Annotated in this window: 22 protein-coding genes; 12 read left to right on the top strand and 10 right to left on the bottom strand. The window is 71.0% G+C overall.

Annotation, left to right across the window (positions count from 1 at the left end; all coding sequences use genetic code 11):
- Positions 1–85: 85 nt before the first annotated feature.
- From ACFHVL_RS27615 to ACFHVL_RS27605, 3 genes are all read right to left on the bottom strand, one after another.
- Positions 86–1,522 (bottom strand): sugar transferase, encoded by a 1,437-nt coding sequence (locus ACFHVL_RS27615; RefSeq protein ID WP_416631373.1) that lies wholly within the window; start codon positions 1,520–1,522, stop codon positions 86–88.
- A gap of 294 nt (positions 1,523–1,816) precedes the next feature.
- Complete coding sequence (locus ACFHVL_RS27610; protein ID WP_416631371.1) at positions 1,817–3,520, bottom strand: substrate-binding domain-containing protein; 1,704 nt, start codon at positions 3,518–3,520, stop codon at positions 1,817–1,819.
- 254 nt (positions 3,521–3,774) lie between these two features.
- Positions 3,775–4,836, bottom strand: a complete 1,062-nt coding sequence (locus tag ACFHVL_RS27605) for a lactonase family protein (RefSeq protein WP_416631369.1) — start codon at positions 4,834–4,836, stop codon at positions 3,775–3,777.
- A 190-nt stretch (positions 4,837–5,026) separates the two neighbouring features.
- On the opposite strand from ACFHVL_RS27605, the gene ACFHVL_RS27600 reads away from it, so the two are divergent.
- Genes ACFHVL_RS27600 through ACFHVL_RS27585 form a run of 4 tightly spaced genes read left to right on the top strand, consistent with a single transcriptional unit; the run spans position 5,027 to position 8,684 of the window.
- Complete coding sequence (locus ACFHVL_RS27600) at positions 5,027–5,785, top strand: GntR family transcriptional regulator (RefSeq protein ID WP_416631368.1); 759 nt, start codon at positions 5,027–5,029, stop codon at positions 5,783–5,785.
- Positions 5,786–5,788: 3 nt separating this feature from the next.
- Positions 5,789–6,523: a (Fe-S)-binding protein gene (locus ACFHVL_RS27595; protein ID WP_416631367.1), complete on the top strand. Its 735-nt coding sequence runs from the start codon at positions 5,789–5,791 to the stop codon at positions 6,521–6,523.
- A complete protein-coding gene (locus ACFHVL_RS27590) occupies positions 6,520–7,980 on the top strand; it encodes a lactate utilization protein B (protein ID WP_416631366.1) in 1,461 nt (486 codons plus the stop codon). Before ACFHVL_RS27595 ends, ACFHVL_RS27590 begins: the two co-directional genes overlap by 4 nt.
- On the top strand, positions 7,977–8,684 hold the full coding sequence (locus ACFHVL_RS27585) for a LutC/YkgG family protein (RefSeq protein ID WP_416631365.1): 708 nt from the start codon (positions 7,977–7,979) through the stop codon (positions 8,682–8,684). Before ACFHVL_RS27590 ends, ACFHVL_RS27585 begins: the two co-directional genes overlap by 4 nt.
- Here the strand turns inward: ACFHVL_RS27585 and ACFHVL_RS27580 are convergent.
- Genes ACFHVL_RS27580 through ACFHVL_RS27565 form a run of 4 tightly spaced genes read right to left on the bottom strand, consistent with a single transcriptional unit; the run spans position 8,663 to position 12,563 of the window.
- A complete protein-coding gene (locus ACFHVL_RS27580; protein WP_416631364.1) occupies positions 8,663–9,265 on the bottom strand; it encodes a GTP-binding protein in 603 nt (200 codons plus the stop codon). The two genes, ACFHVL_RS27585 and ACFHVL_RS27580, sit on opposite strands and share 22 nt — an antisense overlap.
- Complete coding sequence (locus tag ACFHVL_RS27575) at positions 9,246–9,632, bottom strand: DUF742 domain-containing protein (protein ID WP_416631363.1); 387 nt, start codon at positions 9,630–9,632, stop codon at positions 9,246–9,248. The genes ACFHVL_RS27580 and ACFHVL_RS27575 overlap by 20 nt, the downstream gene beginning before the upstream one ends.
- Positions 9,622–10,020 carry a roadblock/LC7 domain-containing protein gene (locus tag ACFHVL_RS27570; RefSeq protein WP_416631374.1) on the bottom strand — a complete coding sequence of 133 codons (399 nt, stop codon included), beginning with the start codon at positions 10,018–10,020 and terminating at the stop codon, positions 9,622–9,624. The genes ACFHVL_RS27575 and ACFHVL_RS27570 overlap by 11 nt, the downstream gene beginning before the upstream one ends.
- 23 nt (positions 10,021–10,043) lie before the next feature.
- On the bottom strand, positions 10,044–12,563 hold the full coding sequence (locus ACFHVL_RS27565) for a nitrate- and nitrite sensing domain-containing protein (protein WP_416631362.1): 2,520 nt from the start codon (positions 12,561–12,563) through the stop codon (positions 10,044–10,046).
- A gap of 267 nt (positions 12,564–12,830) precedes the next feature.
- Between ACFHVL_RS27565 and ACFHVL_RS27560 the strand changes: the two genes are divergently transcribed.
- The 3 genes from ACFHVL_RS27560 (at position 12,831) to ACFHVL_RS27550 (ending at position 14,595) form a co-directional block, all read left to right on the top strand.
- Positions 12,831–13,400, top strand: coding sequence for a hypothetical protein (locus ACFHVL_RS27560; RefSeq protein ID WP_416631361.1), 570 nt, complete (start codon positions 12,831–12,833; stop codon positions 13,398–13,400).
- Between the two features lie 10 nt (positions 13,401–13,410).
- A complete protein-coding gene (locus ACFHVL_RS27555) occupies positions 13,411–14,163 on the top strand; it encodes a hypothetical protein (RefSeq protein WP_416631360.1) in 753 nt (250 codons plus the stop codon).
- 120 nt (positions 14,164–14,283) lie between these two features.
- Positions 14,284–14,595: a hypothetical protein gene (locus tag ACFHVL_RS27550; protein ID WP_416631359.1), complete on the top strand. Its 312-nt coding sequence runs from the start codon at positions 14,284–14,286 to the stop codon at positions 14,593–14,595.
- Between the two features lie 87 nt (positions 14,596–14,682).
- Here ACFHVL_RS27550 and ACFHVL_RS27545 read toward each other — a convergent pair whose 3' ends face one another.
- On the bottom strand, positions 14,683–16,485 hold the full coding sequence (locus ACFHVL_RS27545; protein WP_416631358.1) for a glycoside hydrolase family 6 protein: 1,803 nt from the start codon (positions 16,483–16,485) through the stop codon (positions 14,683–14,685).
- 665 nt (positions 16,486–17,150) lie between these two features.
- On the opposite strand from ACFHVL_RS27545, the gene ACFHVL_RS27540 reads away from it, so the two are divergent.
- Genes ACFHVL_RS27540 through ACFHVL_RS27520 form a run of 5 tightly spaced genes read left to right on the top strand, consistent with a single transcriptional unit; the run spans position 17,151 to position 24,065 of the window.
- A complete protein-coding gene (locus ACFHVL_RS27540; protein WP_416631357.1) occupies positions 17,151–18,047 on the top strand; it encodes a glycosyltransferase family 2 protein in 897 nt (298 codons plus the stop codon).
- 3 nt (positions 18,048–18,050) lie between these two features.
- Complete coding sequence (locus ACFHVL_RS27535; RefSeq protein ID WP_416631356.1) at positions 18,051–19,007, top strand: glycosyltransferase family 2 protein; 957 nt, start codon at positions 18,051–18,053, stop codon at positions 19,005–19,007.
- A complete protein-coding gene (locus ACFHVL_RS27530; RefSeq protein ID WP_416631355.1) occupies positions 19,004–20,302 on the top strand; it encodes a glycosyltransferase in 1,299 nt (432 codons plus the stop codon). The genes ACFHVL_RS27535 and ACFHVL_RS27530 overlap by 4 nt, the downstream gene beginning before the upstream one ends.
- Positions 20,299–21,735, top strand: coding sequence for a lipopolysaccharide biosynthesis protein (locus ACFHVL_RS27525; RefSeq protein WP_416631353.1), 1,437 nt, complete (start codon positions 20,299–20,301; stop codon positions 21,733–21,735). Before ACFHVL_RS27530 ends, ACFHVL_RS27525 begins: the two co-directional genes overlap by 4 nt.
- Positions 21,732–24,065 (top strand): hypothetical protein, encoded by a 2,334-nt coding sequence (locus tag ACFHVL_RS27520; protein WP_416631352.1) that lies wholly within the window; start codon positions 21,732–21,734, stop codon positions 24,063–24,065. The genes ACFHVL_RS27525 and ACFHVL_RS27520 overlap by 4 nt, the downstream gene beginning before the upstream one ends.
- A 5-nt stretch (positions 24,066–24,070) precedes the next feature.
- On the opposite strand, the gene ACFHVL_RS27515 is transcribed toward ACFHVL_RS27520, so the two are convergent.
- Both ACFHVL_RS27515 and ACFHVL_RS27510 read right to left on the bottom strand, forming a co-directional pair.
- Positions 24,071–24,976 (bottom strand): family 16 glycosylhydrolase, encoded by a 906-nt coding sequence (locus ACFHVL_RS27515; RefSeq protein WP_416631350.1) that lies wholly within the window; start codon positions 24,974–24,976, stop codon positions 24,071–24,073.
- The gene (locus ACFHVL_RS27510) at positions 24,973–25,839 is read right to left on the bottom strand and encodes a polysaccharide deacetylase family protein (protein WP_416631349.1); all 867 of its coding nucleotides are present in this window, start codon (positions 25,837–25,839) and stop codon (positions 24,973–24,975) included. Before ACFHVL_RS27510 ends, ACFHVL_RS27515 begins: the two co-directional genes overlap by 4 nt.
- Between the last annotated feature and the right edge of the window lie 606 nt (positions 25,840–26,445).

Here is a 26,445-nt window from a genome sequence, read left to right as displayed (position 1 = left end):
CCGACACCGGGCCACCCCCGCACACCCAAAACCCGCCGTGGTACAGGTGATTTACCGGTCAGATCGTCGGGGTCGGCGGGCGGGGTCAGTAGGCGCCGCGGCCGTTGACGACGGCACCGAAGGTCTTCCAGAGGATGGTCAGATCGCTGGCGAGTGACCAGTTCTCCACGTAGTAGAGGTCCAGTCGGATGCCGTCCTCCCAGGACAGGTCGGAACGCCCGCTGACCTGCCACAGGCCGGTCATCCCGGGTTTGACCAACAGCCGGCGGGCGACGTCACCGTCGTAGCGGGCCACCTCCGACGGCAGGGGCGGCCGCGGACCCACCAGGCTCATGTGCCCGAACAGCACGTTGGCCAGCTGCGGCAGCTCGTCCAGCGAGAACTTGCGCAGGAACTTGCCCACCCGGGTGATCCTCGGGTCGTCGCGCATCTTGAACATCAACCCGTCGGTCTCGTTCTTGGCGACGAGCTCGGCGAGCAGGGCGTCGGCGTTGACCACCATCGTGCGGAACTTGTACACGTGGAACTCGCGACCGCCCTGACCGACGCGTACCTGCTTGAAGATCACCGGGCCCCAGTTGTCGAGCTTGATCGCCAACGCGATCAGGCTCAGCAGCGGCAGCAGCAGGGTCAGCGCGAGCAGCGAGACCGAGCGGTCGACCAAGCCCTTGACAAGTTTGCGGGTCCCCCGGAACTCCGGTGCCTCGACGTGGATCAACGGCAGTCCGGCGACCGGCCGGGTGTGGATGCGCGGTCCGGCGACATCGGTCAGCGCCGGAGCCAGCACCAGGTCGATCCCGGTGCCCTCCAACTGCCAGCCGAGCCGGCGCAGCCGGGTGGCCGTCAACTCACCCGAGGCGGTGACCGCCACGGTGTCGGCGCCGGTCGCGGCCGCCGCCTCCGGGATGTTACGGAACGAGCCGGCGACCGGCACGTCACCGAGCCGCTGCGGCACCGGTGCCAGCAACGCGTCCGGGATGCAGGCACCGACCACCCGATAACCGGCGTACGGCTCCCGGCGCAGAGTGTGCACCAGCTCCAGCACGTGCGGTGTGTCACCGACCACGAGCACCTTGCGGAACCATCCGGCGCCGGCGGACCGCTGCCGGTGCAGGTACTTGCGGGCACCGAAGCGCCCCGCCACCAGGCCGACGGTGCCGACGGAGAAAGCCACCGCCAGGAAGCCACGGCTGATGCCGACATTGGCGACGTACCCGATGATCGCGACCATGCCGGCCAGTCGCAGACTGGCGGTGATCACCCGCCGGTACTCGTCGGCGCCGTACCCGAGCACCCGGTCGTCGTAGCACCGCAGCACCTTCAGTGAGGCGAGCCAGGCGATCATCAGGCAGGGTGTGACCAGGACGTACGGCAGGTCCGCGCCGGCGGCCTCCTCGGCGCCGAAGCGAACCAGGTAGCCGGCCAGTACGGCTACGCAGAGGATGCCGATGTCGAGGGCGGCGATCGCCCGTATGTAGGCACGCTGTCGCGCGTGCAGGACCGCGGTCGGTGCTTCCGGCATGGAGCCCGATCGCACCACCGCAGTATTGATCAGTGTCGCCGACGTCACTAGCCCTCCCCAGCTCGCTCGAGTCGACGCAATCCCCCCAGGCGCCTCGCAGGCCCATCGTTGGAGCCTCAGCGCCCGGACACCCCGATATTTTGGCCCCACCGACCGGTGTGGCCGAAGCTTGCGACAGATTACCGCCACTTGGTGTGAGCACTCACAGATCTTCAGTACAATATGGAACCACTGAAGGACACACAGTCACCAGATGGCCGGATAGCGCACCATAGACCCCTTAAGTCGAGAAGCTCAACCACCCGTCGTCGGGCGAAGGGCGATCGCCTTCAGCAGGATGTCACCGATGTTCGCTGGATCCTCCGTGACGAAGACCCCGCCCCCGGTGACCTCGGTGACCGCCTCGAGTTCCTGCTGGCTCACTCCGTCGCCGATGCCGATATAGATCATCTGGATGGGCCGCTGCGGGTCAGCCACCTCGGCCAACTCGGCCAGCAGCTGTTCCTGGGTCAGCCCGTTGTCATCCTCGTTCCTACCATCAGTGAAGATGACGACGGAGTTGACACGCCCAGCAGCCCACCCGTCCTGCACTGTCCGATAGGCCGCGAGACTGGTGTCGTAGAGGCCGGTGTTTCCGCCTTGCTTTGGAACGACCTCCGCCAGTGACGCCTCCAAAGTGGCTCGCTGGCTGCTCAGCGGACTGATCGGCACCAACTCCCGCCAGTCCTGTTCGCCGTCCAGCTCGATGGAGAAGATCCACAGACCCAGCGCCCACGAGTCGTCGAAGAGCCCCAGCCCACGGCGGGCAGCCTCCCGGGTCACGTCGGCCCGGGTCGCGTTGCCTGCCGACGGGACCGGCTCCAGCATCGAACCCGACACGTCGATGACCGCGAGCATCCGCGCGGGCAAGGTCACCGACGTCCAGGTCGCGAGCGCGCGGTCGATCACCACCGGGTCCAGACCGCCAGCGGCCGTGCCGCCGGATTCCGGCTCGATCGTGGCCGGCGCGGTGCCGGCCGGACTGGGGGCACCTTGCGGGGCGCTGAACCCGGTGCCCCAGGTGCCGTCGGAGGCCCGCAGGCCCCGGTCGCCGAGCTGGTCGCGGAACGCGACCTCGTTCAGCAGTTCGAAGAAACCGTCCGCCGCCGCGGCCTTCGCCGGATCGGCACCGGGCAGGACTGCGTACGGGTAGTCGAGCGACATCGGTGCCGGCTCCAGGTACAGCGCGGCGAGCGCGATCGGTGGTTCGGTCGCGTTGTACTCGATCACGTCCTCCTCACTCAGCGCGGCCGCGCTGAGTGAGGACGCGACCGACGCCGGGTCGGCCGAACGCGGAAAGCGGGCCAGCAGATCTTCACGCAACGCTGACCGGCCCGTGGCCAGTGTCCGTAGCGCGGCAGTGGTCGCCTGCTGGGCATTTTCGCCTGCTTCGCTGGCGGCGGCACCGAGCGCGAGGAGGCCGGACAGACCGGCGGCGTCGCGGGTCGGCTCGACGATGCCGGTACGCAGGTTGATGCCGGTGGTGATCTGCTGCAGCAGGTCGGTCCAGGTGAGCTGCTGATCCGGCCATCCGAGGGTGGTCGCCACCGGCTCCGGCATGGCGATGACGACTGGGCTACGGGCGACCGACTCGTTGTTGGTCGGCGAGAACCCTGGGGCCAGTGAACTCAACCGCAGCAACCAGGTCGACGAATCCGGCACCCAGACGTCCGGCGCGACCGCCGTACCGCTCGCCTGGCCCACTCCGGCCAGGGCAACCCCGTGTTGTCCGGCCAACACCGCTGCCACATCCACCGGATCCGAAGCGACGATCTGCACGGCGACGCAGGTGTCATCGACCGCGCCGCCATCGACCTGCCACTGGTCCGCGACGCTCTGCAGGGCCGGCGCGATCTCAGGTGTGGCGGAGACCACGAGCGGCAGCTCACCCGAGCACGACAAACCGCTCAACCGCTGATAGCCGAACCACGCTCCCGCGACCACGACGACGAGCGCCATCGCAGCGGCGATGGCGCTCGCTGCGCTGGCATGACTTTGTATCCGGTGACGGCCTGGCACGGTCCCCATACTCCGGACGCGGCGGCCGTCGTGCTAGGTACGTTCGGACGAAAGTTACGGAGGAGAAACACTTGCGTTGGATTTAGTTACTTTAGGTAACCGCACCACTTCCGTACGTTTTTAGAAACCTCTCCGCATTAGTCCCCACCTCGAATAAGAGACAGTTGCCGATCTTATGTTGATCATGCAGACGGTCACCAGGAGACGGGCAGCACGCAGGTCGGCGTCGGCACTGGAACCGGGTCACCCAGCATGCTCGGCCCCCCGGTGACAGGATCGATCACATGGACGCCCACCGATTCCGATCGCTCGTTGGCCACATACAGATGACCGCCGACGATAGCGAAGTGACGTGGCCAATGGCCACCAGATGCCACCTCAGTCACATAAAGCGGCTGATCGGGCACGGATAGCGAAAAGATCGCGATCGTATCCGGACCACGATTCGCCACATAGAGGAATCGGCCCCCCGGGCCGACGGCAATCTCCGACGGCTGGGCACCGGTCGCTGCGCTTGCCGACGCCCTCCCCCGCTCACGGATCCGGCCGGTTCCGTCAATGGCGTACGCGGTGACCGACGCGTCCAACTCCCCGACCAGGTAGCCGTACCCGCCAGCCGGATGGCGGGCGAAGTGCCGTGGGCCGCTGCCCGGCGTCGCCGCCACCGCCGGGTCGGGCTCGCTCAACACCCCGGTCGCCTGGTCGAGGAGGTACCGGTACACGGCGTCGGTGCCCAGGTCGATCGCGTACAGGCCGTCGCCTTCCGGGTCCGGGGAGACCATGTGGGCGTGCGGGCCCTCCTGCCGATCCGAGCGCGGTCCGGCCCCGGTGTGCGTCCGCAGATCGGTACGCGGCAGCAGCTCACCCTTGTCGGTGACCGGATGCACCGCCACGCTACCGCTGACATAGTTGACGCTGACCAGATGGTCACCCGTGGCGACGAAGGCGAGGTGGCAGGGGCTCGACCCGCCGGTGGACTGCTCGCCCAGCGGGCGCAGACCACCGTCGCCACCGACCTTCCAGGCGCTGACCGTGCCCTCGTCGACCTCGTTGACCGCGTACAGGACCGGCCGCCGCGGGTGCCGGGTGAGGAAGGACGGCGACGGTGTCTCGGCGACCAGCACCGGCTCTTCGATCCGCCCGCTGACGGGATCCCGTCGGGCGGCCATCACCCCGGACCCGTTGCCGCCGCCGTCAGCCGTGTAGCAGCCGAGGTAGATCGTCTCGGCCGTCGGGTTCGGCTCCACTGCCACCACCGGGTCCTCTCCTGCGCTGTTCCAGCTGCGATCCGTGCCCGGCTCCAGCTGGGTTCATTGGTCGACTCCAGCTGCGGTCCGTGGTCGACTCCAGTTGCGATCCATTGGTCGACCTCTCGATCAGACCGGCGCGATCCTATAGGATCTTTGGTCTACCCGCTGGTTGGCGGGCCAAGCCTAGGAGTGTTCCGTGCGGCCAGCCCGCCGACTCACCCTCACCGACGACGTCTACGAGACCATTCGCGCCCAGGTGATGGATCATGTCGTGGCCCCGGGTGCCCGGATCAACATCGACGCCCTCGCCCGCGGCCTCCAGGTCTCCCCGACCCCGGTACGCGAGGCGCTCGCCCGGCTGGAAGCCGACGGGCTGATCCGCAAACGGCCGTTGGCCGGGTACACCGCCACCCCTCTGCTTACCCGCGACGAGTTCGAGGAACTCGTCGAGATGCGGCTCATCCTGGAGACCGCGGCGGCCCGGCTGGCCGCGACCCGCCACCGTGCCGCCGGTCCGGCCCCCCACACCGCCGCGCCCGACGACCCCACCGGCCCGGCCCACACCGCCGCGCCCGACGACCCCACCGGCCCGGCCCACACCGGAGCAGCCGCGTTCGACGAGCTCCGGGCCGCCGCGACGCTGCCCGGTCCGGTGCCCGACGCTCACGGCTACGCCAGCATCGCCGCCTTCACCGCCCAGGACGCCCGGTTCCACAACCTGCTGGCGCAGCGATCCGGCAACGGCCTGCTCCAGGATGCGATCGTCCGGCTCCGGCCGCATCTGCACCTGTTCCGACTCCACTTTCCCCCTACGCACTACCGCACCAGTGGCGCGGAGCACCACCGCATCGTCGACGCGGTGGCGGCCGGTGACCCGGACCGGGCCGAGGCCGCGGTCCGGGACCACCTGCTGAACGCCCGCGAACGACATCTCCCCTACTTCCGACAGGGCTGACCGATGCGCATCGCACTCTTCGTCACCTGCGTGACCGACGCGCTCTATCCCGACACCGGGCAGGCGGTGGTGCGGCTGCTGGAGCGGCTGGGTCACACCGTCGAGTTCCCGTTGGAGCAGAGCTGCTGTGGGCAGATGCACGGCAACAGCGGCTACCGGGCCGAGGCGCTGCCCCTGATGCGCCGCTTCGTCGAGACGTTCCGCGATCACCACGTGGTCGTCGCCCCGTCCGGCTCGTGCGTCGCGATGGTCCGGGACACCTATCCCCGGCTGGCCGCCGGCGACGCCGCGCTCACCGACGCGGTGGCCCGGCTACGACCCCGGGTGTACGAGCTGTCCGAGTTGCTGATCGACGTGCTGGACGTCACCGATGTCGGAGCCCGCTTCCCTTTCCCGGTCACCTACCACCCGACCTGTCACGGGATGCGGATGCTCCGGCTGGGTGACCGACCGCTGCGGCTGCTGCGCGCGGTCCGCGACATCGACCTGGTCGACCTGCCCGACGCCGGGGAGTGCTGCGGATTCGGCGGGACGTTCGCGGTCAGGAACGCCGCCGTGTCCGGTGCCATGTTGGCGGACAAGTGCCAGGCGGTACGCGACACGGGTGCCCGTTACGTGGCGGCGGCGGACAACTCGTGCCTCGCCCACATCGGCGGCGGGTTGTCCCGGTCCCGTGCTCCGGTACAGGCCGTGCACTACGCCCAGATCCTGGCCGGCACCGTGGCGCAGGCCCGATGAATCCCACCGGCAACGTGACGGCGCGGCTGCCGTTTCCGACCGCCGCCGCCCGCGAGCTCGCCGATCCGCAGCTACGGGCCAACCTGCGCCGCGCCACCCGGACGATCCGTGGCAAACGTGAACGGGTGGTCGCCGAGGTGCCGGACTGGGAGGCGTTGCGCGTCGCCGGTGCCGCGATCAAGGACGACGCGCTGGCCCGGCTGCCGGAGCTGTTGGAGCGGTTCGAGGCGGCGGCCACTGCGGCCGGCGCCCAGGTGCACTGGGCCCGCGACGCGGCCGAGGCGGGCCGGGTCGTCACCGAACTCGTGCTGCGGACCGGCACCGATCATGTCGTCAAGATAAAGTCGATGGCCACTCAGGAGATCGGGCTCAACGAGACGCTCGCCGCGGCCGGTATCGAGGCGGTGGAGACCGACCTCGCCGAGCTCATCGTCCAGCTGGCCGACGACACCCCGTCGCACATCCTGGTGCCCGCCATTCACTACAACCGCGCCCAGATCCGAGAGATCTTCGCCCGCCGGATGCCCGGCGTCGACCTCGCCACCCTCACCGACGACCCGCCCGCGCTGGCCGAGGCCGCGCGCCGGCATCTTCGCCGACGGTTCCTCTCCGCCCAGGTGGCGATCTCCGGGGCGAACTTCGCCGTCGCGCAGACCGGCACCCTGGTCGTGGTCGAGTCCGAAGGCAACGGGCGGATGTGCCTGACCCTGCCGCAGACGATGATCTCGGTCGTCGGGGTGGAGAAGATCATTCCGACCTTCTCGGACCTGGCGGTGTTCCTCCAGTTGCTGCCCAGGTCCTCGACCGGGGAACGGATGAACCCGTACACCTCGATGTGGACCGGAGTCACCCCCGGCGACGGTCCCCAGCAGCTGCACATCGTGCTGCTCGACAACGGCCGGGCCGACACGCTCGCCGATCCGGTCGGCCGGCAGGCGCTGCGCTGCATCCGCTGCTCCGCATGTCTGAACGTCTGCCCGGTCTACGAACGGGTCGGTGGCCACGCGTACGGGTCGGTCTATCCGGGCCCGATCGGGGCGATCCTCTCCCCGCAACTCACCGGCCAGGCCGCCGGGGCGAACCGCACCCTGCCCTTCGCCTCGACGCTGTGCGGTGCCTGCTTCGACGCCTGCCCGGTCCGCATCGACATCCCCGAGGTCCTGGTCCACCTGCGACAGAAGGGGGTGGACGAGGCCCGGGGCCGCCCGTCGGCGCAACGCACCGCGATGCGCGCGATGTCCTGGGCGATGCGTGACCGACGACGCTATACGGCGGCGCTGCGTACCGCCCGGCGTGCGGCGGCGCCGCTACGGCTGATGGCCGGGAGCCGGGGCACGGTCCGGCGGCTGCCCTGGCCGCTGTCTGGTTGGACAGCCAGCCGGGACGCACCGGTGCCGCCCCGCCAGAGCTTCCGGGACTGGTGGCTGACCCGGGAGGATGGCGGTGGCCAACGGTGACCGACGCCCGGACTGACATCCTTGCCCGGCTACGGGCGGCCCGCGACCGCGAGCCCGCTCCAGCAGCACCGGGCCCGCCGACACCGGCGCAGGACCCGCCGACACCGGCACCGGACCCGCCGGCACCGGACCCGATCCGGCCGTCGCAAGATCCGCCACCGCCGGATCCGGTGGCGTTGCTGGTGGACCGGCTGCTCGACTACCGGGCGGCCGTGCACCGCTGCACTCCGGCCGGGCTGGCCGAGTGCCTGGCCACTGTCCTCGACGACGCGCCACGGGTGGCGGTGCCGGCCGATCTCCCGCAGAGCTGGCTGGCCGGCTACCGCGGGACGGTGGTCCGCGACAACCCGACCGAGCCGCTGACGGTTGCGGCGCTGGACGTGCCGGGCCTGGCCGCGGTCACCGGCTGCGCGGTGGCGATCGGCCAGACCGGGACGGTGCTGCTGGACGCCGGGCCGGCCCAGGGCCCACGGCGGCTCACCCTGGTGCCCGACCGGCACGTCTGTGTGGTCCGGGCCGAGCAGGTGGCCGACAGCGTCGGACAGGCGCTGGCCCGGCTCACCGACCCGACCCGACCGATCACGTTGATCTCGGGACCCTCCGCCACCAGCGACATCGAGCTGAACCGGGTGGAAGGGGTGCACGGACCCCGCCGGCTCGATGTCGTGCTGGTCGAGGCGGCTCAGCCGGTCGGCACCGGCTGACCCCGCCGGTACGCGACATGCTCGACCAGCGCGATCAGCAGCGTCTTGCCGGAGTTGCGGTTGCGGGCGTCGCAGAGAACGATCGGTACCTCCGGATCCAGGTCGAGGGCCTGACGCACCGAGTCCGGGCTGAACTGCTGTGACCCCTCGAAGCAGTTGACCCCGACGACGAACGGGGTGCCCCGCTGCTCGAAGTAGTCGACCGACGGGAAGCAGTCCGCGAGCCGACGGGTGTCCGCCAGGACCACCGCGCCGAGCGCCCCGAACGCCAACTCGTCCCACAGGAACCAGAAGCGGTCCTGACCGGGCGTGCCGAACAGGTAGACCTGCAGGTCGTCGTTGATGGTGATCCGGCCGAAGTCCATCGCGACGGTCGTGGTGTTCTTCGCCGCCACCCAGGAGGTGTCGTCGGTGCCGAGGCTGGCACTGGTCAGCACCTCTTCTGTCTGTAATGGACGAATCTCGCTGACCGACCCGACCAGGGTGGTCTTGCCGACGCCGAAACCCCCCGCGATGAGGATCTTGAGCGCCAGCGGGATACGTCGTGCGGGCTGGTTGAGGTTAAAGCGCACGGAGTCCATTGACCACCGCCTTGAGGATGTCGTCGTGGGGGTGATTGGCCGAAGCCGGGGGTTCGTACAGGGCGATCAATCCGACGGTGAGCAGGTCACCGAGGAGGACCCGGACCACCCCGAGGGCCAGATCCAGGTCTGCGGCCAGATCGGCGACGGAGACCGGCTGCTGGGCCAGCCCGACGATGCGCCGATGTTCCGGCTGCAGGTCGGCAACACCGTCGACACCTTCCGGTGCCCCTGCCACGATGAAGGCCAACAGGTCGATCTTCGCTCCGCTGGGGTGGACCCGGCCGCCGGTGACCGCGTACGGGCGGACCACCGGACCGGCGGCGGAGTCGAGCCAGTCGTGCGGTCCGGCCGGATCACCCTGCATCGGCTTGCGTGGCGGGTGGTCGGGCCGAGGCGCTGAGGGTCTGCCCCACCCGCGTGACGAGCATCGCCATCTCGTACGCGACGAGGCCGATGTCCGCGTCGGCCGCGCTGAGCACCGCGAGACAGGCACCGTGCCCGGCGGCCGTCACGAAGAGGTACGCGGACTCCATCTCGATCATCGTCTGGCGCACCGGGCCGGCTGTGAAGTGCCGGCTGGCTCCCTTGGCCAGGCTCTGGAAGCCGGCCGCCATAGCCGACATGTGCTCGGCGTCCTCTCTGGTGAGGCCGCGCGACGAACCCATCAGCAGGCCGTCGGCGGAGAGCACGACTGCCTTCAGTGCGCTCGGGACCCGCTCGACCAGATCGTCGAGCAGCCAGTCGAGGTTCATCCCACTCCGCGTCGTGTGCACTGCTACAGCTTCCTCTCGGACTCGTCCGCCATCGGTGGCGGCACCACCGCGCCGGGCGGTGGCGTCGCGGTGCCGCGGACCGGGCCGGTCGGCCCGGTCGGTGACGATTCCGTCGGCTCGCCGGTCGCGGGGGCGTCGCCGGTCGCGGGGGCGTCGCCGGCGAGACCGGCGGCGAGCCGACCCCGGGCTGTCCCGGACTGCAGGGCCGACATCACCGCACGGACCTCCTGTGGGGACCGCTGCGCCGCTTCCAGGCCCAGCTGGCCGTCGGCCGGGTCCGGCGCGCGACGAAGCTGTGGGGCGAGACTGGACTGACGGACCCGACGAGGCAGTCCGTCCTCGGTGGTGGTCGATTCGCCGCTGGCCCGCCGCGTCGGCAGGCTGGTGGGCCGGCGTCGGGTCGGCAGCCCCGCCGGCACCGGCGCACCCGGCACCGCCGGCACCGGCGCGGTGCCCGGCGACAGCCCGGCGAGCGACGGCGGGGCCAGCGACGGGACGACCGCGGTCGGGGCGTGCGGCGGTGGCGGGCTGTCGTCCGGGGTGGCGCTGCTCGGCACGGACCGGATCGTGGTCAGTGCGGTCGGTGGCCGGCCGGACGGCAGCGCCAGGACCTCGGACTCCGGCACCACCAGATCTGCCGGGATCAGCGCGACGGCAGTGACTCCGCCGAACGGGGACGGTCGCAACCGAACACCGACACTGTACTTGGCCGCCAACTGCGCGACGACGAACAGGCCCAGTCGGGCGCTGTTGTGCGGGTCGAAATCGGGCGGCTGGCCGAGGCGCTGGTTGGCGTCCTCGATCGCCTCCGATGTCATGCCGAGACCACGGTCCTCGACCTCGATGGCGTACCCGTTGGGTAGGTTCTGCCCGATCACGGTGACCCGGGTCTGCGGCGGCGAGAACGACGCCGCGTTCTCGATCAACTCGGCGAGCAGGTGAATGATGTCGCCCACCGCCCGACCGGCGACCGCGGCTGGCTCGACGGTGGTGACGTGCACCCTGGCGTAGTCCTCGACCTCGGAAACGGCTCCCCGGATCACGTCGACTACCGGCACCGGGTTGCGCCACCCCCGACCGGGGGCGGCGCCCGCGAGAATGACCAGGTCCTCGGCGTGCCGACGCATCCTGGTCGCCATGTGGTCGACCCGGAACAGGTCCTCCAGTTCCGTCGGGTCGGTGTTGCGTCGTTCCATCCGGTCCAGCACGGCCAGCTGCCGGTGCAGCAGGGTCTGGCTACGCCGGGCGATGTTGAGGAAGGTCTCGTTGAGGCCGCGGCGCAGTGCCGCCTCCTCCACCGCGGACCGTACGGCGGTCCGCTGCACCTCGCTGAACGCGTGTCCGACCTGGCCGATCTCGTCGGTGCCGTACTCGAGCGGAGGTGCCTCGCTGGCGACGTCGACGTCCTCTCCGCCGCGCAGTCGGGCGACGATGCCGGGTAGCCGGTCGCCGGCCAGCTCCAGGGCCGCCGCGCGCAGACCGGTCAGCCGGTGGATGAGCGACCGGCCGACCCGAAGCGAGATCACCACGGCGGCGATCACCGCGGCGAGACCGATCAGGCTGGCACCGAGGAGCCGGGCCAGGATCGCGATCGCGGTGGGCATGCTGCGTTGAGTCAGCGCCTCGGCGGCCAGCAGCTCGAAGTCACGCAACTGCCGCTGCACCGATTCGTAGTTGGACCGCCAGCGGGTGCTGTCGACGGCCACCCCGTCCGGTGCCGGCCCAGCGTCGATCAACTCGTCCTGCAGCTGACGCAGTGCGACAAAGTCCTCGCTTCCGGCGAGCTGGTCGTAGGTGCGGCGGTCCGGGTCGGGTAGCTCGGCCACCGCCCGGTCGAGCAGGAAGCGATGGGCGGCGATGGTCTGCACCAGTTGGCGGTGCTCGTCGACGGTGAACGCGCTGGCGGTGAAGACCCCGGCGAGCAGGGCGTCGGCCCGGCCGAGGATCTCCCGGGCCAGGCCGATGTCGGTCAGGGCCCGGGCCTGCCGGTTGATTTCGTTGTCGGGCAGCGCGGCCAACGCCCCGAACATCTGGAAGGCGGTGTCGACCACGCCGTTGTACAGGCCGAGGGCACCGGCGGCGTCCATCTCCCGACGTTCGACGAGGCCTCGACCGGCGGCCAGGATCTCCAACTCGGACAGGGTCTGGTCGATCCGGACTTCCAGCACGGACGGGTTCGTGGGCGGATCATCGCCGACCGCCCGCTGGCGGAACTGCGTCACGGCCGTGTCCGTGGCGTCCCACTGTGCCCGCAGCTGCCGGAGATCCCTGGCCCGCGTGGCGACCTGCTCGTCGCTCCGCGACAGGTACACCACCGACAGCCGCCGCTCCCGCTGGAGTTCGGCGACCACCGACTCGCCGGGTCGGCCGACGTCGTCGAGCAGCGTCTGCGCACCGAGCAGGCTCAACGCCGGACCGACCGTCAGCGACGTCGCGAAGATCCAGAGGACCAGCAGCGCAGCGATCGGGACAGCGACCAGCGCAACGATCTTGGAGCGGATCGACCAGTTGCGGGTATTCATCAGACCTCGCCGACGCGGTTGTGGCATAGCTGGCGGTGGATGCTGGTCTGACCGTTTCCTCGGTGAGTCGACGGTCAGTCTGGCGTCCACGCCACCGGCAGGATACGTAATTAATGGCTCAGGCACTACCAGAGACACCGAGCGGTCGATTGTGGGCACGGAGCGTGGCGAAAGCCCCCGACGGCCGGACCCCGGCAAGGAAGTGCGACGGACCTGGATTGAGGATCGGGGTGTGGCGGGAATACCAGGGTGAGAAGGAGGAACACCATGTTGCCCATCGAGATCGTCATCACCATCGTCGCAGTCCTCGCGGTGATCGCGGCCGCCGCCGCGATCTGGGCCCTGCTCCGCCGTCGCAACCTCCGCAGCACCTTCGGGCCCGAGTACGACCGCGTCGTCGCCGAGCAGGACAGCCGCAGCGCGGCCGAACACGAGCTGCGGGAGCGGGAGCGCAGGCACGCCGAGCTGAACCTGACGCCGTTGCGCGCCGAGTCGCGGTCCCGGTACGCCGCCGCCTGGGAAGACGTACAGGCACAGTTCGTCGACGCTCCGGGCGCGGCCGTGGGCAACGCCGACGAGCTGGTCACCCGGCTGGTCGCCGAGCGCGGTTACCCCACTGGTGACTACGCCGAACAGGTCGCCCATCTCTCTGTCGAGCACGCTCGTACCCTCGGCAGGTACCGCGACGCCCACGAGATCCACCTGGCCAACGAGCGCGGCGAGGCGAGCACCGAGCAGCTGCGGCAGGCTGTCGTGCACTACCGGGCGCTCTTCGCCGAGCTGCTCGGCGAGGATCCAGTCCCTACCCCGACCCCCACTGAGGCAACTACCCACTGAGGAGACCGACATGGCCCGTACGGACCAGTGGAACGATGAGCGTACCGAGGTCATCACGACCCAGACCGACCATGACCAGACCTATCGGCCCGACCCGACCGACTCCGCCCGTGACCCGCACGGCGCCGAGCAGGACGGTCATGATCCGGACCGGACCCAGGTCGTGACCGGGATGGCGACGCCGGACCGGGACGAACCGGTCCACTACCAGCCGGTCGAGCAGCCGACCGCATTCGGCGCGGCCACCGTCGGTGGTGCCGTCGCCGCCGCCGCGATGGCTGGCCCCGAGCGTCTGCACGAGCAACGCGATCCCCGCGACGACGACACCGTACGGGTGGGTGACGGACCGGTGCCCGACGAGACGGCGATCGGCCGGACGGACCAGAACGACATCGTCGAGGCCCAGACCGACTCCGAGATCGACCCGGCCGACCATGACGAGGTCACCGCGCTGCCCGCTGACATGCCGGCGGACACCTCGGCCGAAACCACCAGCGGAGCCGCCTTCTTCGCCGACGACGAGGCGACCGCCTTCCGGGACCGCTGGCGCGAGGTACAGCTGCGGTTCGTCGACGATCCGCATGCGGCCGCCGGCGAGGCACAGGGGCTGGTGACCGAGGCGGTGGAGGCGCTCACCGCGGCGCTCACTGCGCAACGCGACGAACTCAGCGGTTGGACCAGCGCGGGGCCCGAGGACACCGAGCAGCTGCGGATGGCGGTCCGCCGCTACCGCGACCTGCTCGACCGGGTGCTCGCCATCTGACCGCGACTGCACCGCTGGCCATCGCATCTGTCCCCGCAGCCGTAACGGCGTCGGGGACAGATGATTGTTCACCGTCGTCGCGGGTATCCGCCACTTGACGAATCCGACGGGAGGCGTGCGATGACGGACCGGGACAGCGCGATCGGGCGGGCACCGCTGGAGGACGAGCCGGAAGTGGCCGCGGCGGTCGAGGACGACACCACTGTGCCGCTGCTGGTGACAGACCCGGACGGCGAGCAGGACAGCCCGGATTTCGAACAGCCGGCCGGCAGTTTCGGCCCGGCACGGCCGCGTACCGGGGCGGAGCAGCCCTGGGACCCGGTGGATCTCGCGGTGGCCAAGGGCGGCGACGGCACCCGCGAGCAGGTGGAGCAAGCCCGGCGGGAACTCGAACGGGACGGCGCGGCGGCGATCGAACGCACCGTGCCGTAGAACCCCGCTCGCCCGCCGGGCGGCATGGGGCGGGGCCCGGTGCGAAATGTCCGCACCGGGCCCCGCTCAGCGGCTGCGACCGGGCTATTACAGCGCCGGGTACGCGTTCGCCATGAGCTGCTGGATCTGCGCGGAGAACCAGTGTCCGGAGACCGGCGCGTTGGGCAGTGCGCCACTCATGTTGTTGTTGTTGCGCGGGTTACCGGCGTACGTCGGGTCGCACATCCGGTCGAAACCCTTGCCCTCGTCGTTCGGGATCAGCCGGCTGGAGCCGTCCGACTCGCCCGGGGGCTTGATCCAGACGTAGGCGTCGATGCCGCTGGCCGGCGCGGCCCGGGGCCGCTCGCCCAGACCTGCTCCGGACTGGTTGCACCAGTTGCCCTTCTGGAACCGACGGTCGATCCGCGACTCGTCGACCCGGGTGTTGACGTCAGTCGCGTTGCTGGGCCCGGTCGGCCGGTTCGGGCCGCCCCACCCGTTGCGCGAGGTGTCGATCAGCATGCCGACGTTCGAGGAGAAGCCGGCCTGCACCAGTCGCGAACGGAACGCCTGCGCGAACGACAGCTCGTCGTTGTAGGTGTTCCAGTCGATCCAGTCGGACTGACGGGTGTTGCTGTCGATGGTGACGTACGGCTCCTGCAGCGCCGAGTAGTTGGCGGTGTTGGTGATGAAGCCGTGCACGTCGGCGAGGGCGGCACCGGACGCCCGGGCGGCCTGCGCGATGATCGTCGCCGACGGGCCGAAGTTGTCCTCCCAGCCGATCCAGCCGTGGTGTCCGGCGTCGATGTAGTTGTAGACGTTCGGCACGTCAGCGAGGGTGCCGACGGCATAGCCGACGCCGTTGACGTAGTTGCCGTTGGCCAGCATCACGTCACACTCGGGGGTGGCGGTCACCCGACTGCCCACGTTGGTGACCAGGTTCGGCAGCGAGTCGATCTCGATCACCGAGACGATCCGCAGGTTACGGTACGCCGCGCGGCCCATAATCTCCGCGATCGGGTCGATGTACTCGGTGCGGTACGCGCCGATCTCGGTCGGACCGAGCTCACCGTTGGAGGCCAGCGCGGCGCAGTCACGGCCGGGCAGGTTGTAGATCACGATCTGGATCACCATCGGCCGGCTGCCGTTGGCGGCGTCCTGGCGGACCGCCTCGTCGAGGTGGTCGGACAGCCCCATGTCACCGGTGGTGGGGCTGTTGTTGCCGTAGATGGCGCTGGTGCGGTCCAGCCAGACACCGGTCGGCTGGTTGGCGATCCGGCTACCGCCCGGCTCAGCCGCGACGTTCGCGCTCCAGATCGGGTTCACGTAGACGTCGGCGCCGACGTACGGGTTGTCGACCCGGGGCCCGCCGGGGGGCGGCGGCGAGGTGGGCGGCGCGGTCGTGGGTGGTGCGGTGGTGGGTGGCGCCGTGGTGGGCGGCGCAGACGTGGGCGGGGGGCCGGTGGTCGGGCCGGTGCTGCCGGTGCAGGCGACGCCGTTGAGGCGGAACACGGTCGGCGCGGTGTTGGTGCCCGAGTAGCTGGCGTTGAAGCCGGGGTTGACGCTGGCGTTGGTGCCCAGCGACCCGTTCCAGGGAGCGTTGCGCAGGGTAACCCGGTTGCCACTCTGGGTGTACTCACTGTTCCACGCCTGCTGGACGCGCTGGTTGCCGGAGTAGTCGAACTCCAGGTTCCAGCTGCTCAGCGGGTCACCGAGGTTGGTGACGGTCAGGTTGGCAGTGAAGCCGGTGCTCCACTGGTTGACCGAGTAGGTGACGCGACACCCGGCCGCGGCGCTGGCCTGGGTGGCCGCGACGACGAGTACGCCGGAACCGAGCACGACCGCCGCCGCGGCGGTCAGACCGCGACGCAACGTCGAGCGCCCAGCGCCGCGTAGTGGGTTCAGATTCATGCGGAGTTGTCTCCTCGCGACATAACTGGTCGCCGGCATGGATGCCGGGACCCTGGTGAGGTCGGTGCACCACCTGCCGTCACACGGACGACCCGGCGGGCGTGATCGCCGACCGGAGAACCGGTTGCCCTCGACGATCTACTGTGCTTGGCTGGCTCCGCAGCGCCAATCGATCATCATCATCGCATGGGAACGCTCCCACCGCAACCATCCGGAAACCTGCCGGTGATGATCCCGCCACTCGACACCGCCCGGCTCACCACCGGGTGAATCAGCCCCGAGGCGGCGAGGGCCGCATCCGCCAGCGCCTCGCAAACCGGACAGGCCACCACCGGTGCCAGAATCGGGCGCCGGGCCGAAACCGACCGCAACGCGACGGCCCACAGAAGGAGCAATCCGTCCCGCGCCGATAGTGGGTGTGCGCGGCACGCGGGTGGCCGCACCGGCAGACGTCAGTCGACATGGGTCCCCTCCTCGCGGCCGACGGCCGCCGCCACCATGCTGCGGGTGTGACCCGGGTCACCACCTCGCCTCATGACCGAAATAACCGTCATATCTGGTTGTTGACCCCCGGTGATGGACCGCTAGCCCAGCCCGGGCGGCACGCGAACGGCCCGCGTCGCCTGATGTCCCGCACACCCTCCCACCCCCCGGAGGACACCAGCATGTCCGTCTCCACCAACACCCGCCAGTTGCCGACGGCCACCGCCGCCACGCAGACGCACCGGCCGCCGTCCCAGGCCGCCACGCAGACGCACCCGCCGCCGTCGGTCACCGTCATCGTTCCCGCCCTCAACGAGGAGCGGAACCTGCCGCACGTCTTCGCCCGGCTGCCCCGCGGCATCGACGAGGTCATCGTCGTCGACGGCGGATCGGTGGACCGCACCGTCGAGGTCGCCCGCGAGCTGCTGCCCTCGGTACGGATCGTGCACCAGACGCGTACCGGCAAGGGAAACGCGCTCGCCTGCGGCTTCGCCGCGGCGACCAGTGACATAGTCGTGATGATCGACGCGGACGGGTCGACCGACCCCGCCGAGATCCCCGCCTTCGTGGCCGCCCTGCTCGCCGGCGCCGACTTCGCCAAGGGCTCCCGCTTCCGCACCGGCGGCAGCAGCCATGACATCACCCCGCTGCGCCGGGTCGGCAACGAAGGTCTGAACGGCATCGTCAACCTGCTGTTCGGCACCCGCTTCACCGACCTGTGCTACGGCTACAACGCCTTCTGGCGTCGGGTCCTGCCGGCAATCGAGCTGCCCGACCCGGCCACGCCGGCGCCGGGCACCGGCAAGCTGTGGGGCGACGGGTTCGAGATCGAAACCCTGATCAACGTACGGGTCGCCGGCCACGGACTGCGCATCGCCGAAGTCCCCAGCGTCGAGTACCTGCGGATCCACGGCGAGAGCAACCTCAACACCGTACGCGACGGCACTCGGGTGCTGCGCACCATCCTCAGCGAGTTCCGCCGGGACCGGCAGCTGCGCCGTAAGCGCCGGGCCGCCGCCGCGTCACCAGCCGTCGCACCCACCGTCGTCGCCACGCCGGTCTACGCCGAGGAGGGCTGACCGATGCGTCCACCGTCCGTCAGCGTCGTCGTCCCGACCCACCACCCCGACCGGTTCACCGGACTGCGGACCGCGATCGACTCCGTCCGCGGTCAGAACCCGCCGCCCGCCGAGATCATCGTCGTGGTGGACCACCACCCGGCCCTCGCCGAGCGAATCACCCGGGAACTGCCCGACGTCACGGTGCTCGCCAACGCGTACCAGCGGGGTGTCTCCGGCAACCGCAACACCGGCGCGGAGCACGCCCACGGCGAACTCGTCGTCTTCCTCGACGACGACGTCGTCGCCCACCCGGGCTGGCTGGCCGGACTGGTCGCCGCCTTCGACGACCCCACGGTCGTCGGAGCCGGCGGCGGCATCGAACCCGCCTGGGAGCGGACGCAACCCGCCTGGTTCCCCGACGAGTTCCGCTGGGCCGTCGGCGGCTCCGACGCCGGGCAGCCAACCGATCCCGGACCGGTCCGCAACGTCTGGTCGGCCAGCATGGCGGTACGCCGCAGCGCCTTCCTCGCCGCCGGCGGGTTCCGCACCGGGTTCGGCAAGGTCGGCAACCGGGCCCGCCCCGAGGACACCGAACTCTGCCTGCGGATGAGCACCGTCACCGGCGGACAGTGGTGGTACGTGCCGCAGTCGGTGATCTCGCACGGCGTGCCGGCCAGCCACAGCACGTTCCGGCACTTCCTGCGCCGCTGCGTCGCCGAAGGACGCGGCAAGATCCTGATGGCCCGACTGCTCGACGGCACCGCAAGCCTCGGCGCCGAACAGGACTACCTGCGCGGCACCCTGCCCCACGCGCTCCGGCGGGAGGTCACCTCGGCGCTGCGCCGCGACGGCGGCCGACCCGCCGCCCGGGCCGGCGCGATCCTGGCCGGCACCGCCGCCGCGGCCACCGGGGCCCTGATCGAACTCGCCGCAGCACCGACGCCATCCCCGAACCCGTCGATCGGAGTCGCCCGATGAGCTCACGCTTCCCTGCCTCAGCCACGGCCGTCACCACCGACCGTATCCCGGCCACCGTCGTCGACCTGGAACTCGCCGGCCCGATCCCGGACATCCTGGGCGTCGACCCGCACGGACGCCGGGTGGAACGCGCCTGGGTACTCGTCCGGCAGTTCACCCAGCCGATCGGCGCGCTGCTGATCGACGTACCGCCGCAGGGGTTGGCCGCCTCGGACCTCGCCGCCGCGGTCGACCGGGAGATCCCGCCGGCGGCCCGGCCCGAACCCGGCTACCTGACCAGTCGCGCGGAGATCCTGACCGACGCCCCGCACATCACCGTGGTCGTCTGCACCCGCGAACGCCCCGACGGGCTGGCCCGCACCCTGGACAGCGTCCTCGCCCAACGCTACCCCCGGTTCCGGGTACTGGTCGTGGACAACGCCCCGGTCAGCGACAGCACCGTACGGGTGGTGGCCGACGCGGCCGCCCAGGCGGCGGCCGCCGGTCACCGCACGGTCGACTACGTACGGGAGCCCCGTCCCGGGCTGTCCCACGCCCGCAACCGGGCGCTACGCGCCGCCGCCGGGGAGATCGTCGCCTGGATCGACGACGACGAGACCGCCGACCCGCACTGGCTGGCCGAGGTGGCCCGCGCGTTGGCCGAGCACCCCGAGGCCGACGTCGTCACCGGCGCCATCGTGCCGGCCGAGCTCGACACCGACGCCCAGCTGTGGTTCGAGCAGTACGGCGGGCACAGCAAGGGCCGTGGCTTCACCCCAGACGTCTTCTCCCCCGCGACCGTGCACCGGCAGAGCCCGCTCTACCCACTGCCGCCGTTCGGTGCCGGCGGCAACATGGTCTTCCGGCCGGGTGTTCTGGAACGCATCGGCGGCTTCGACACCGCGCTCGGTGCCGGCACGCCGGCGATGGGCTCCGAGGACACCCTGGCCCTGATGCAGGTGCTGATCGCCGGCGGCACCGTCGCCTACCAGCCGAGCGCCCTGGTCTGGCACCGCCACCGGCGGGACCTGGCCGGGCTGCGCACCCAACTCGTCGGCTACGGCACCGGGCTGACCGCCGCGTACACCAGCCTGCTGCTGCGCGACCCACGGCTGATCCGGCCGCTGCTGCGACTCGCCCCGACCGCGCTGCGGGACACCTTCGGCGGCGGTGACCGGCTCGCCGGGCTGCGCGCCGACTTCCCCCGTGGCCTGGTCGGCGCCAACCGACGCGGGCTGCTCACCGGGCCGGTCAAGTACCTGCGCAGTCGGCTCGCCGACCGGCGGCTGCGGCGCCGTACCCGGAGCCTGCCGTGACCACGGCCGTCGCGACCACGGACGCCGCGACCACGGACGCCGCGACCACGGACGCCGTGGGCACGGACGCCGCGACCACGCCGGTTGTCGCGGTGGCACCGGCGGGCGGCGGCCCGACGGTGGTACGGCGTCCGGCGCTGCTGCACAGCGCCGTGGCGCTGATGACGTCGACCGTCGCCAGCGCCGGACTCGGCTTCGTGTTCTGGGTGGTGGCCGCCCGCTGGTTCCCGCCGGAGGCGGTCGGCCGGGCGTCGGCGGCGGTCTCCGCGATGGCGCTGCTGGCCGGGCTCGCCCAGCTCAACCTGATCAACCTGTACGCCCGTTTCCTGCCCGGTGCCGGCCAGCACACCCGACGGCTGATCCTCACCGGCTACGCCGCGTCGGCCGTGATGTCGCTCCTGCTCGGCGGCGGGTTCCTCGTGCTCGGTCTGGGCACCGGGATCATCGGCCCGGCCCCGGCGCAGCGGCTGGTGTTCGTCGCCGCCGTGGTCGCCTCGGCGATCTTCTTCATCTCCGACGGGGTGCTCACCGCGCTGCGCAAGGCGGGCAGCGTACCGGTGAAGAACGTGATCGCGTCCAGCGCGAAGCTGGCCCTGCTGCCGTTGCTCGCCGGCACCGCCGCCGGCGACGGGATGCTGATCGCCTGGGCGGCGCCGATGCTGGTGACGATGCTCGGGGTCAACTGGTGGATCCTGCGTCGGCTCGCCCCGGCACACGCCCGCACCGCGCCGGCCGCGCCCGCACCGGCCCGTCGGGAACTGCTCGGCTTCGCCTCCGCCGAGTACGTCAACGGCCTGCTGACCAACGCGGTGGCGTTCCTGCCACCGGTGATGGTGGCCGGGGTACTGGGCGTCACGGCTAGTGCCTACTTCTACATCCCGTGGACCATCGGGGTGGCCGGCAGCACCCTTCTCTGGAACGTGGTCACCTCGTTCGTGGTCACCGCGGCCAGTGACCCGGCTGCCGCCCGGGCCCATGTCAACCGGGCGTTCGGGCTGGTCGCGGCCGTGGTGCTGGCCGGTGCGCTGGTGCTCGGTGGCGCGGCCGGGCCGCTGCTGCGGGTGCTCGGCGGCGAGTACGCCGCCGAGGGTGCCGGCACGCTGCGGCTGGTCGGGCTCTCGCTGCCGTTCACCGGTGTCATCCTGCTCTCCTGCGCGTTCGCGATGATGGAGAAGCGGATGTGGCCGGTGGTGACCGTGCAGTCGGTGGGGATCGCCGCGTTCCTGGCACTGAGCTGGTACGGACTGCCCCAGGTCGGAATCATCGCCCCGGCCGCGGCGCTGTGTATGACGCAGGCCGCAGTGGCGATCGCCCTGCTGCCGAGCCTGGTCCGCCGCTACCGGGCCACCGGTGATCCCGCCGCACCGCCCGCCTGGGCCACGCGTACCGCCCGTCCCGAGACCGTTACCACCGACACCAGGAGTGCCGGATGATCGATCTCGCCCTGCGTCCCGTCCGCCAGTCGACCACACCGTCGATCGTCCCGGCTCCGCCGACGACCCCACCGGTCCCGCCAGCCGCGAACGCCCCGGCCACCCCGTCGGTCGCTCGGCGGCCGGCGGACGGGCGGGCCGGTCTGGCGTACGGCGGTCTCACCGTCGCTGTGCTGGCGTTGATCGGCCTGGCCGTCGGTGGGCCGCTGCAGGCCCCCGCCGCCGTCGCGTTCGCCGTCGTGGGCCCCGGAGCGGCCCTGTTCAGCCATCTGCCGGTGCGCCCGGCGGCCACCCGGTTGGCGTCGACCGTGCTGGCCAGCCTCGCCGGGTACGCCGTCGCGGCTTCCGGGTCGGTGTGGGCCGGCTGGTGGGAACCCCACCTGGTGGTCGCCACCATGGCGGCGACCGTCGCCGTTGCCTGCGTCGCCGCCCTGGTCAGGCTCCGCCGGGTGGGCGGGGCTTGCCCGCCACGGAGCCGGCCGAGGATCGCGGGCCGGCTGTTGGCGGGACACCTGGTGGTGGCCGGACTGGCGGTGGCCCTGTGGCAGATCGCCATCGCGCGTACCGATTTGACCGGAGTCGGCGGTTTCGGGTTGCTCGCGACCGTCAGTCCGTTCTTCTTCGCCGCGCTGACGCTCACCGTCGCCGGCTTCATCGCCGCGCTCGCTGGAATGCGCCCGGCCGCCGCCGGGATGCGCCCGGCCGCCGCCGGGATGCGCCCGGCCGCCGCCGGGATGCGCCCGGCCGCCGCCGGCCGGCGGCCCGGCGGGCGTGGGCTGGTCGCGACCGGCTACCTGGTGCTGCTGATCGCGCTGCTGCACGGCACCACCCCGCTGCTGCTCGACGAGCCGCAGTACGCCTGGACGTACAAGCACCTCGGGGTGCTCGAGTACATCGCTGCCGGCAACCCGGTCGACGCCGCCCAGGACATCTACCAGCAGTGGCCGGCGCTGTTCGCCGGTGCCGCCCAGCTCGCCACCGTCGGCGGGATCGCCCCGGTGACGTTGGCGGACTGGTCCCCGGTCTTCTTCAACCTGGCCGCCGCGCCGGTGCTGTACGCGATCGCCCGGACCCTCGCCGACGACCGCCGGGTCGCCTACCTGACCGTCTTCGGGTTCCTGACGATCAACTGGATCGAGGAGGACTACCTCTCCCCGCAGGCGTTCGGCTTCCTGCTCAGCCTCGGCGTCCTGCTGGTGGTGCTGACCTGGCTGCGCTCGCCGAGCGGTGGCCGGCGGCACGCGGACGCTGACGCTGACGCGGACCGCACCGGCGGCACCCGCCGGGTCGGACCGGTCGTGGCGGCGTTGGCGCTGCTCGCCGTACTCACCGCCGCACACCAGCTCTCGCCGTACCTGGTGGTGGCGCAGGTCGCCGTGCTCGCCGTACTGCGGCTGATCCGGCCGCGCTGGCTGCCGCTGGCCATGGGCGCGATCGTGATCGGCTATCTGCTGCCCCGGTTCGGCTTCGTGGCGGAATCGTTCGGCGTCTTCGACGGGTTCGACATCTTCGCCAACGCCGCCGGCAACGCCGAGGGCTGGGGCTCGACCGGTCAAGCGTTCTCCGCGATGGTGGTCCGCACCCTGGCCCTGACCGTGTGGGCGCTGACCGCGCTCGCGGTGCTGTCGTACCGGCGTCGGCTGCTGACCGTGCTGGTTCCGACGCTGCTGGCGGCCACGCCGTTCGTGCTGATCGCCGGGCAGAGCTACGGCGGTGAGGCGATCTACCGGGTGTTCCTGTTCTCCGCGCCGTGGTGCGCGTACCTGATCGCCAAGGCCCTGGTCGACCTGGCCGACCGCCGGTCCGGCCGATCACACCGGTCCGGCAGCGGCCGACGGTGGCTGGGTCCGGTCGCCGCGGTGACGCTCGGCGGCTTCGCGCTGGCCACCGTGCAGGGCCGGCACGGGCAGCTCGTGGTGGACCGGCAGACGTCCGACGAGGTCGCCGCCGCCCGCCAGTTGTACGCCGACGCCGAGCCGGGGGCCACCATCGCGGTCGCCGCCTCGAATTTCCCGAGCCGGCTGACCGGGATGTACCCGCAGTTCAACACCGACGTGCCGGCGGGCGAGCCGGATCTGGTCGTCGGCGCGAACCTACGCGGGGTGGCACTTGACGGCGAGCACCTGCCGACCATCGAGGAGTTCCTGCGTTCGTTCGACGGCGATCCGACGTACCTGGTGATCAGTGACGGGATGCGGCGTCAGTCCGACTACTTCGGCTACTTCCAGCCCGGCTCGCTGGACCGGCTGGAGCGGTTGCTCGACGGCCGGGACGGCTGGTCGGTGTTCCAGCGCAGCGACGATGTCGTCGTCTACCGCTACGCCGGCTGACCCGGTCAGTCCGGGGCGTAGATGGTGACCCAGTCGACCTGCAGGTCGACCACGTCCGGAGTGGTCTCGTCCGGGCACGCCTCCCAGGTGTGGCCGCAGTACCAGGCCTGGGACTGCAGGGCCAGCGACATCGGCTCGTCCGGCACCTGGTCGCCGGTGATGGTCGCCCACGGCTCACCGTCGAGGGTGTAGACCAGCTTCCCCGGCGTCCACTCCAGCCCGGCGGTGTGCCAGCGGGTGAAGTCGCCGGGCGTGCTGCGCTCGATCGGGACCCCGGTGACGGGGTGCAGCACGCCGTACGTCCGGTCCCGGCCCTTGCCGTTGTCCTCGGCGATGTCGATCTCCGGCGGGTAGACGTTGTCGCCCGGCCAGAGCACCAGCGCGTACGCGATCCCGGTCCCCTGGTCCATCCGGAACCGGATGTCGAAACGGCCGTAGGTGCGGGTCACCACCCGCCGGTTGGAGACTCCACCGGTGACGTAGATGTTGTCGCGTTCGGCTTCCCGCCAACCGCCGATGGTCAGCATCCCGCCGCCGACCGAGACGTGGCCGGGATCGAACCAGCCGCCCGGGTCGCCGTCGGGCTGACCGGAGTACGCGAACCAGTCGTCGGCCAGCGCGGTGCCGGTGAAGTCGTCGACGAAGATCTGCCGCCAACCGGGCAGATCGCCGGTAGGCATGGCGAGCCCGGACGGGTTAGTCGTCCGGTCACCGCCGGCCGTGGTGGGTGGCGGCCCGGCCGGCGGAGGTCCGCCACCGAGGTCCGGCTGACGGATCCGGTCCGACTGGTCCGACTGGTCGGCGTGGTGCTGCAGCAGCGGGACCACCACGCCGAGGGTCAGGACCAGCACGGCGAGGCCGGCGGCCACCGCCAGTGGGCCGCCGCGCCGCCACCAGGGGCGGGCCGTCACGTCAGCTGCCGGCCAGCCCGGCGGGCCACCCGCCGGGTCAGTCGCCAGGCGGGCTGGGCCAGTCGCTTGGCCTGCGGCACCATCCGGGGTCCACCGGTACGGACCAGGTCGAGCACGGCACCGCCATCGTGGTCACCGGTGGGCAGCAGCCGAGGTACGGCAAGCCGCCGGTCACCCGGCCGGTACCGCCGCCGACCCACCTCGCAGGCGTTGTCGTGCCCAGCCCGGCGGACCGCTGCCCGGACCCGCCAATCGTGGTAGCCGTGCGGATAGCAGAACGACCTGACCGGGGTGCCGAACCGCTGTTCGAGACGGTCCCGGGCATCGACGATCTCGTCCGCCGCCCGCTGCGGCGGCAGAACGTCGAGCGGATGGTGCAACAGTCCGTGCGAGCCGATCTCGACCCGGCCCGACCCGGCCACCTCGTCCAGCTGAGTCCAGTCAAGCAGGGGGCCGAACTCGTCAGCCCACTGGCCCAACCAGTCGGCGCACTGCCCGAGGTGGCCGACCGAGGGGTAGAGGGTGGCCTGGGCGTTCGCGGCGTCGAGCAGCGGCAGCGCACGGGTGAGGAAATCGGCGTACCCGTCATCGAAGGTGAGGGCGACCAACGGCGGGGTCGGCCGGTTCCGGTCGATCACCGCGTCGTCGAGCAGGTCGAGGGCCTCGCTCAGGCCGACCATCCGGTACCCGGCATCGGTGAGCGCGGCGAGCTGCTCGGCGAACCGGGTGGGTCCGACCGCGAGTGACCGTAGCGGCCCCCGGACGGCCGGGGAGATCGAGTGGTACATCAGCACAGGAAGCGCCGGTTGCACGGCCAGTTGGCGCGCCGCGGGGCTGGACGCCGGAGGCTCGGACCCGGTCATCTCGCATGTCTACCCGACCTGCGCGGAGCAAACCTGCTCCTGCACATTGTGGTTTGGGACGGCTGCTGGTCCGGGACGGCTGCCGTGCTCGGCGGGAACCGCCGAACCGGCCGTGGCTGAACTGGCTGGGGTCGGATTCGCCAGAGCAGCCACGGCCGGTGGTCGTTGGTCCGGCACTGGGCAGTATTGGACCAGCTGGAACAGCGATGGAACTTCCGGGATCCGTCCGGCATTTTCGGCTCTTCCATCGGCCAGGTTACGGCCAGACGGTATGGCGGTCAATCAATGTCGACAGTCTCCAGGGTGCTGTCCAGTTCGCACTGGCACGAACCGTTTCCGCCGTGGCTACCGACAGCACACCAGCCGCGACAACGCGGATCGCCTGCACCGCGCCTACGGGACAGTGCGTCGGAAGCGCCCGCCCTGGGCGACGAGGCCGAAACGCGCCCGAGCTTCGGCCGAGGTTCCGGCACTCCTCCGCAAGTTGATTCGAGCCAATGGCTGTAGCGGAGCCATAGTCAACCTGGTTGTGCAGCACGGCCCCGGCGTTGTTCCGGCTTGAGAGGTTCTGTCCGTGTTGAGAACCGGACACGAGGCGAGTTGCGG

The organism is Micromonospora sp. LOL_023 (genome assembly GCF_048060115.1).
Classification (GTDB): Bacteria; Actinomycetota; Actinomycetes; order Mycobacteriales; family Micromonosporaceae; genus Micromonospora_E.
This window is presented reverse-complemented; position numbering and strand designations above follow the sequence as displayed.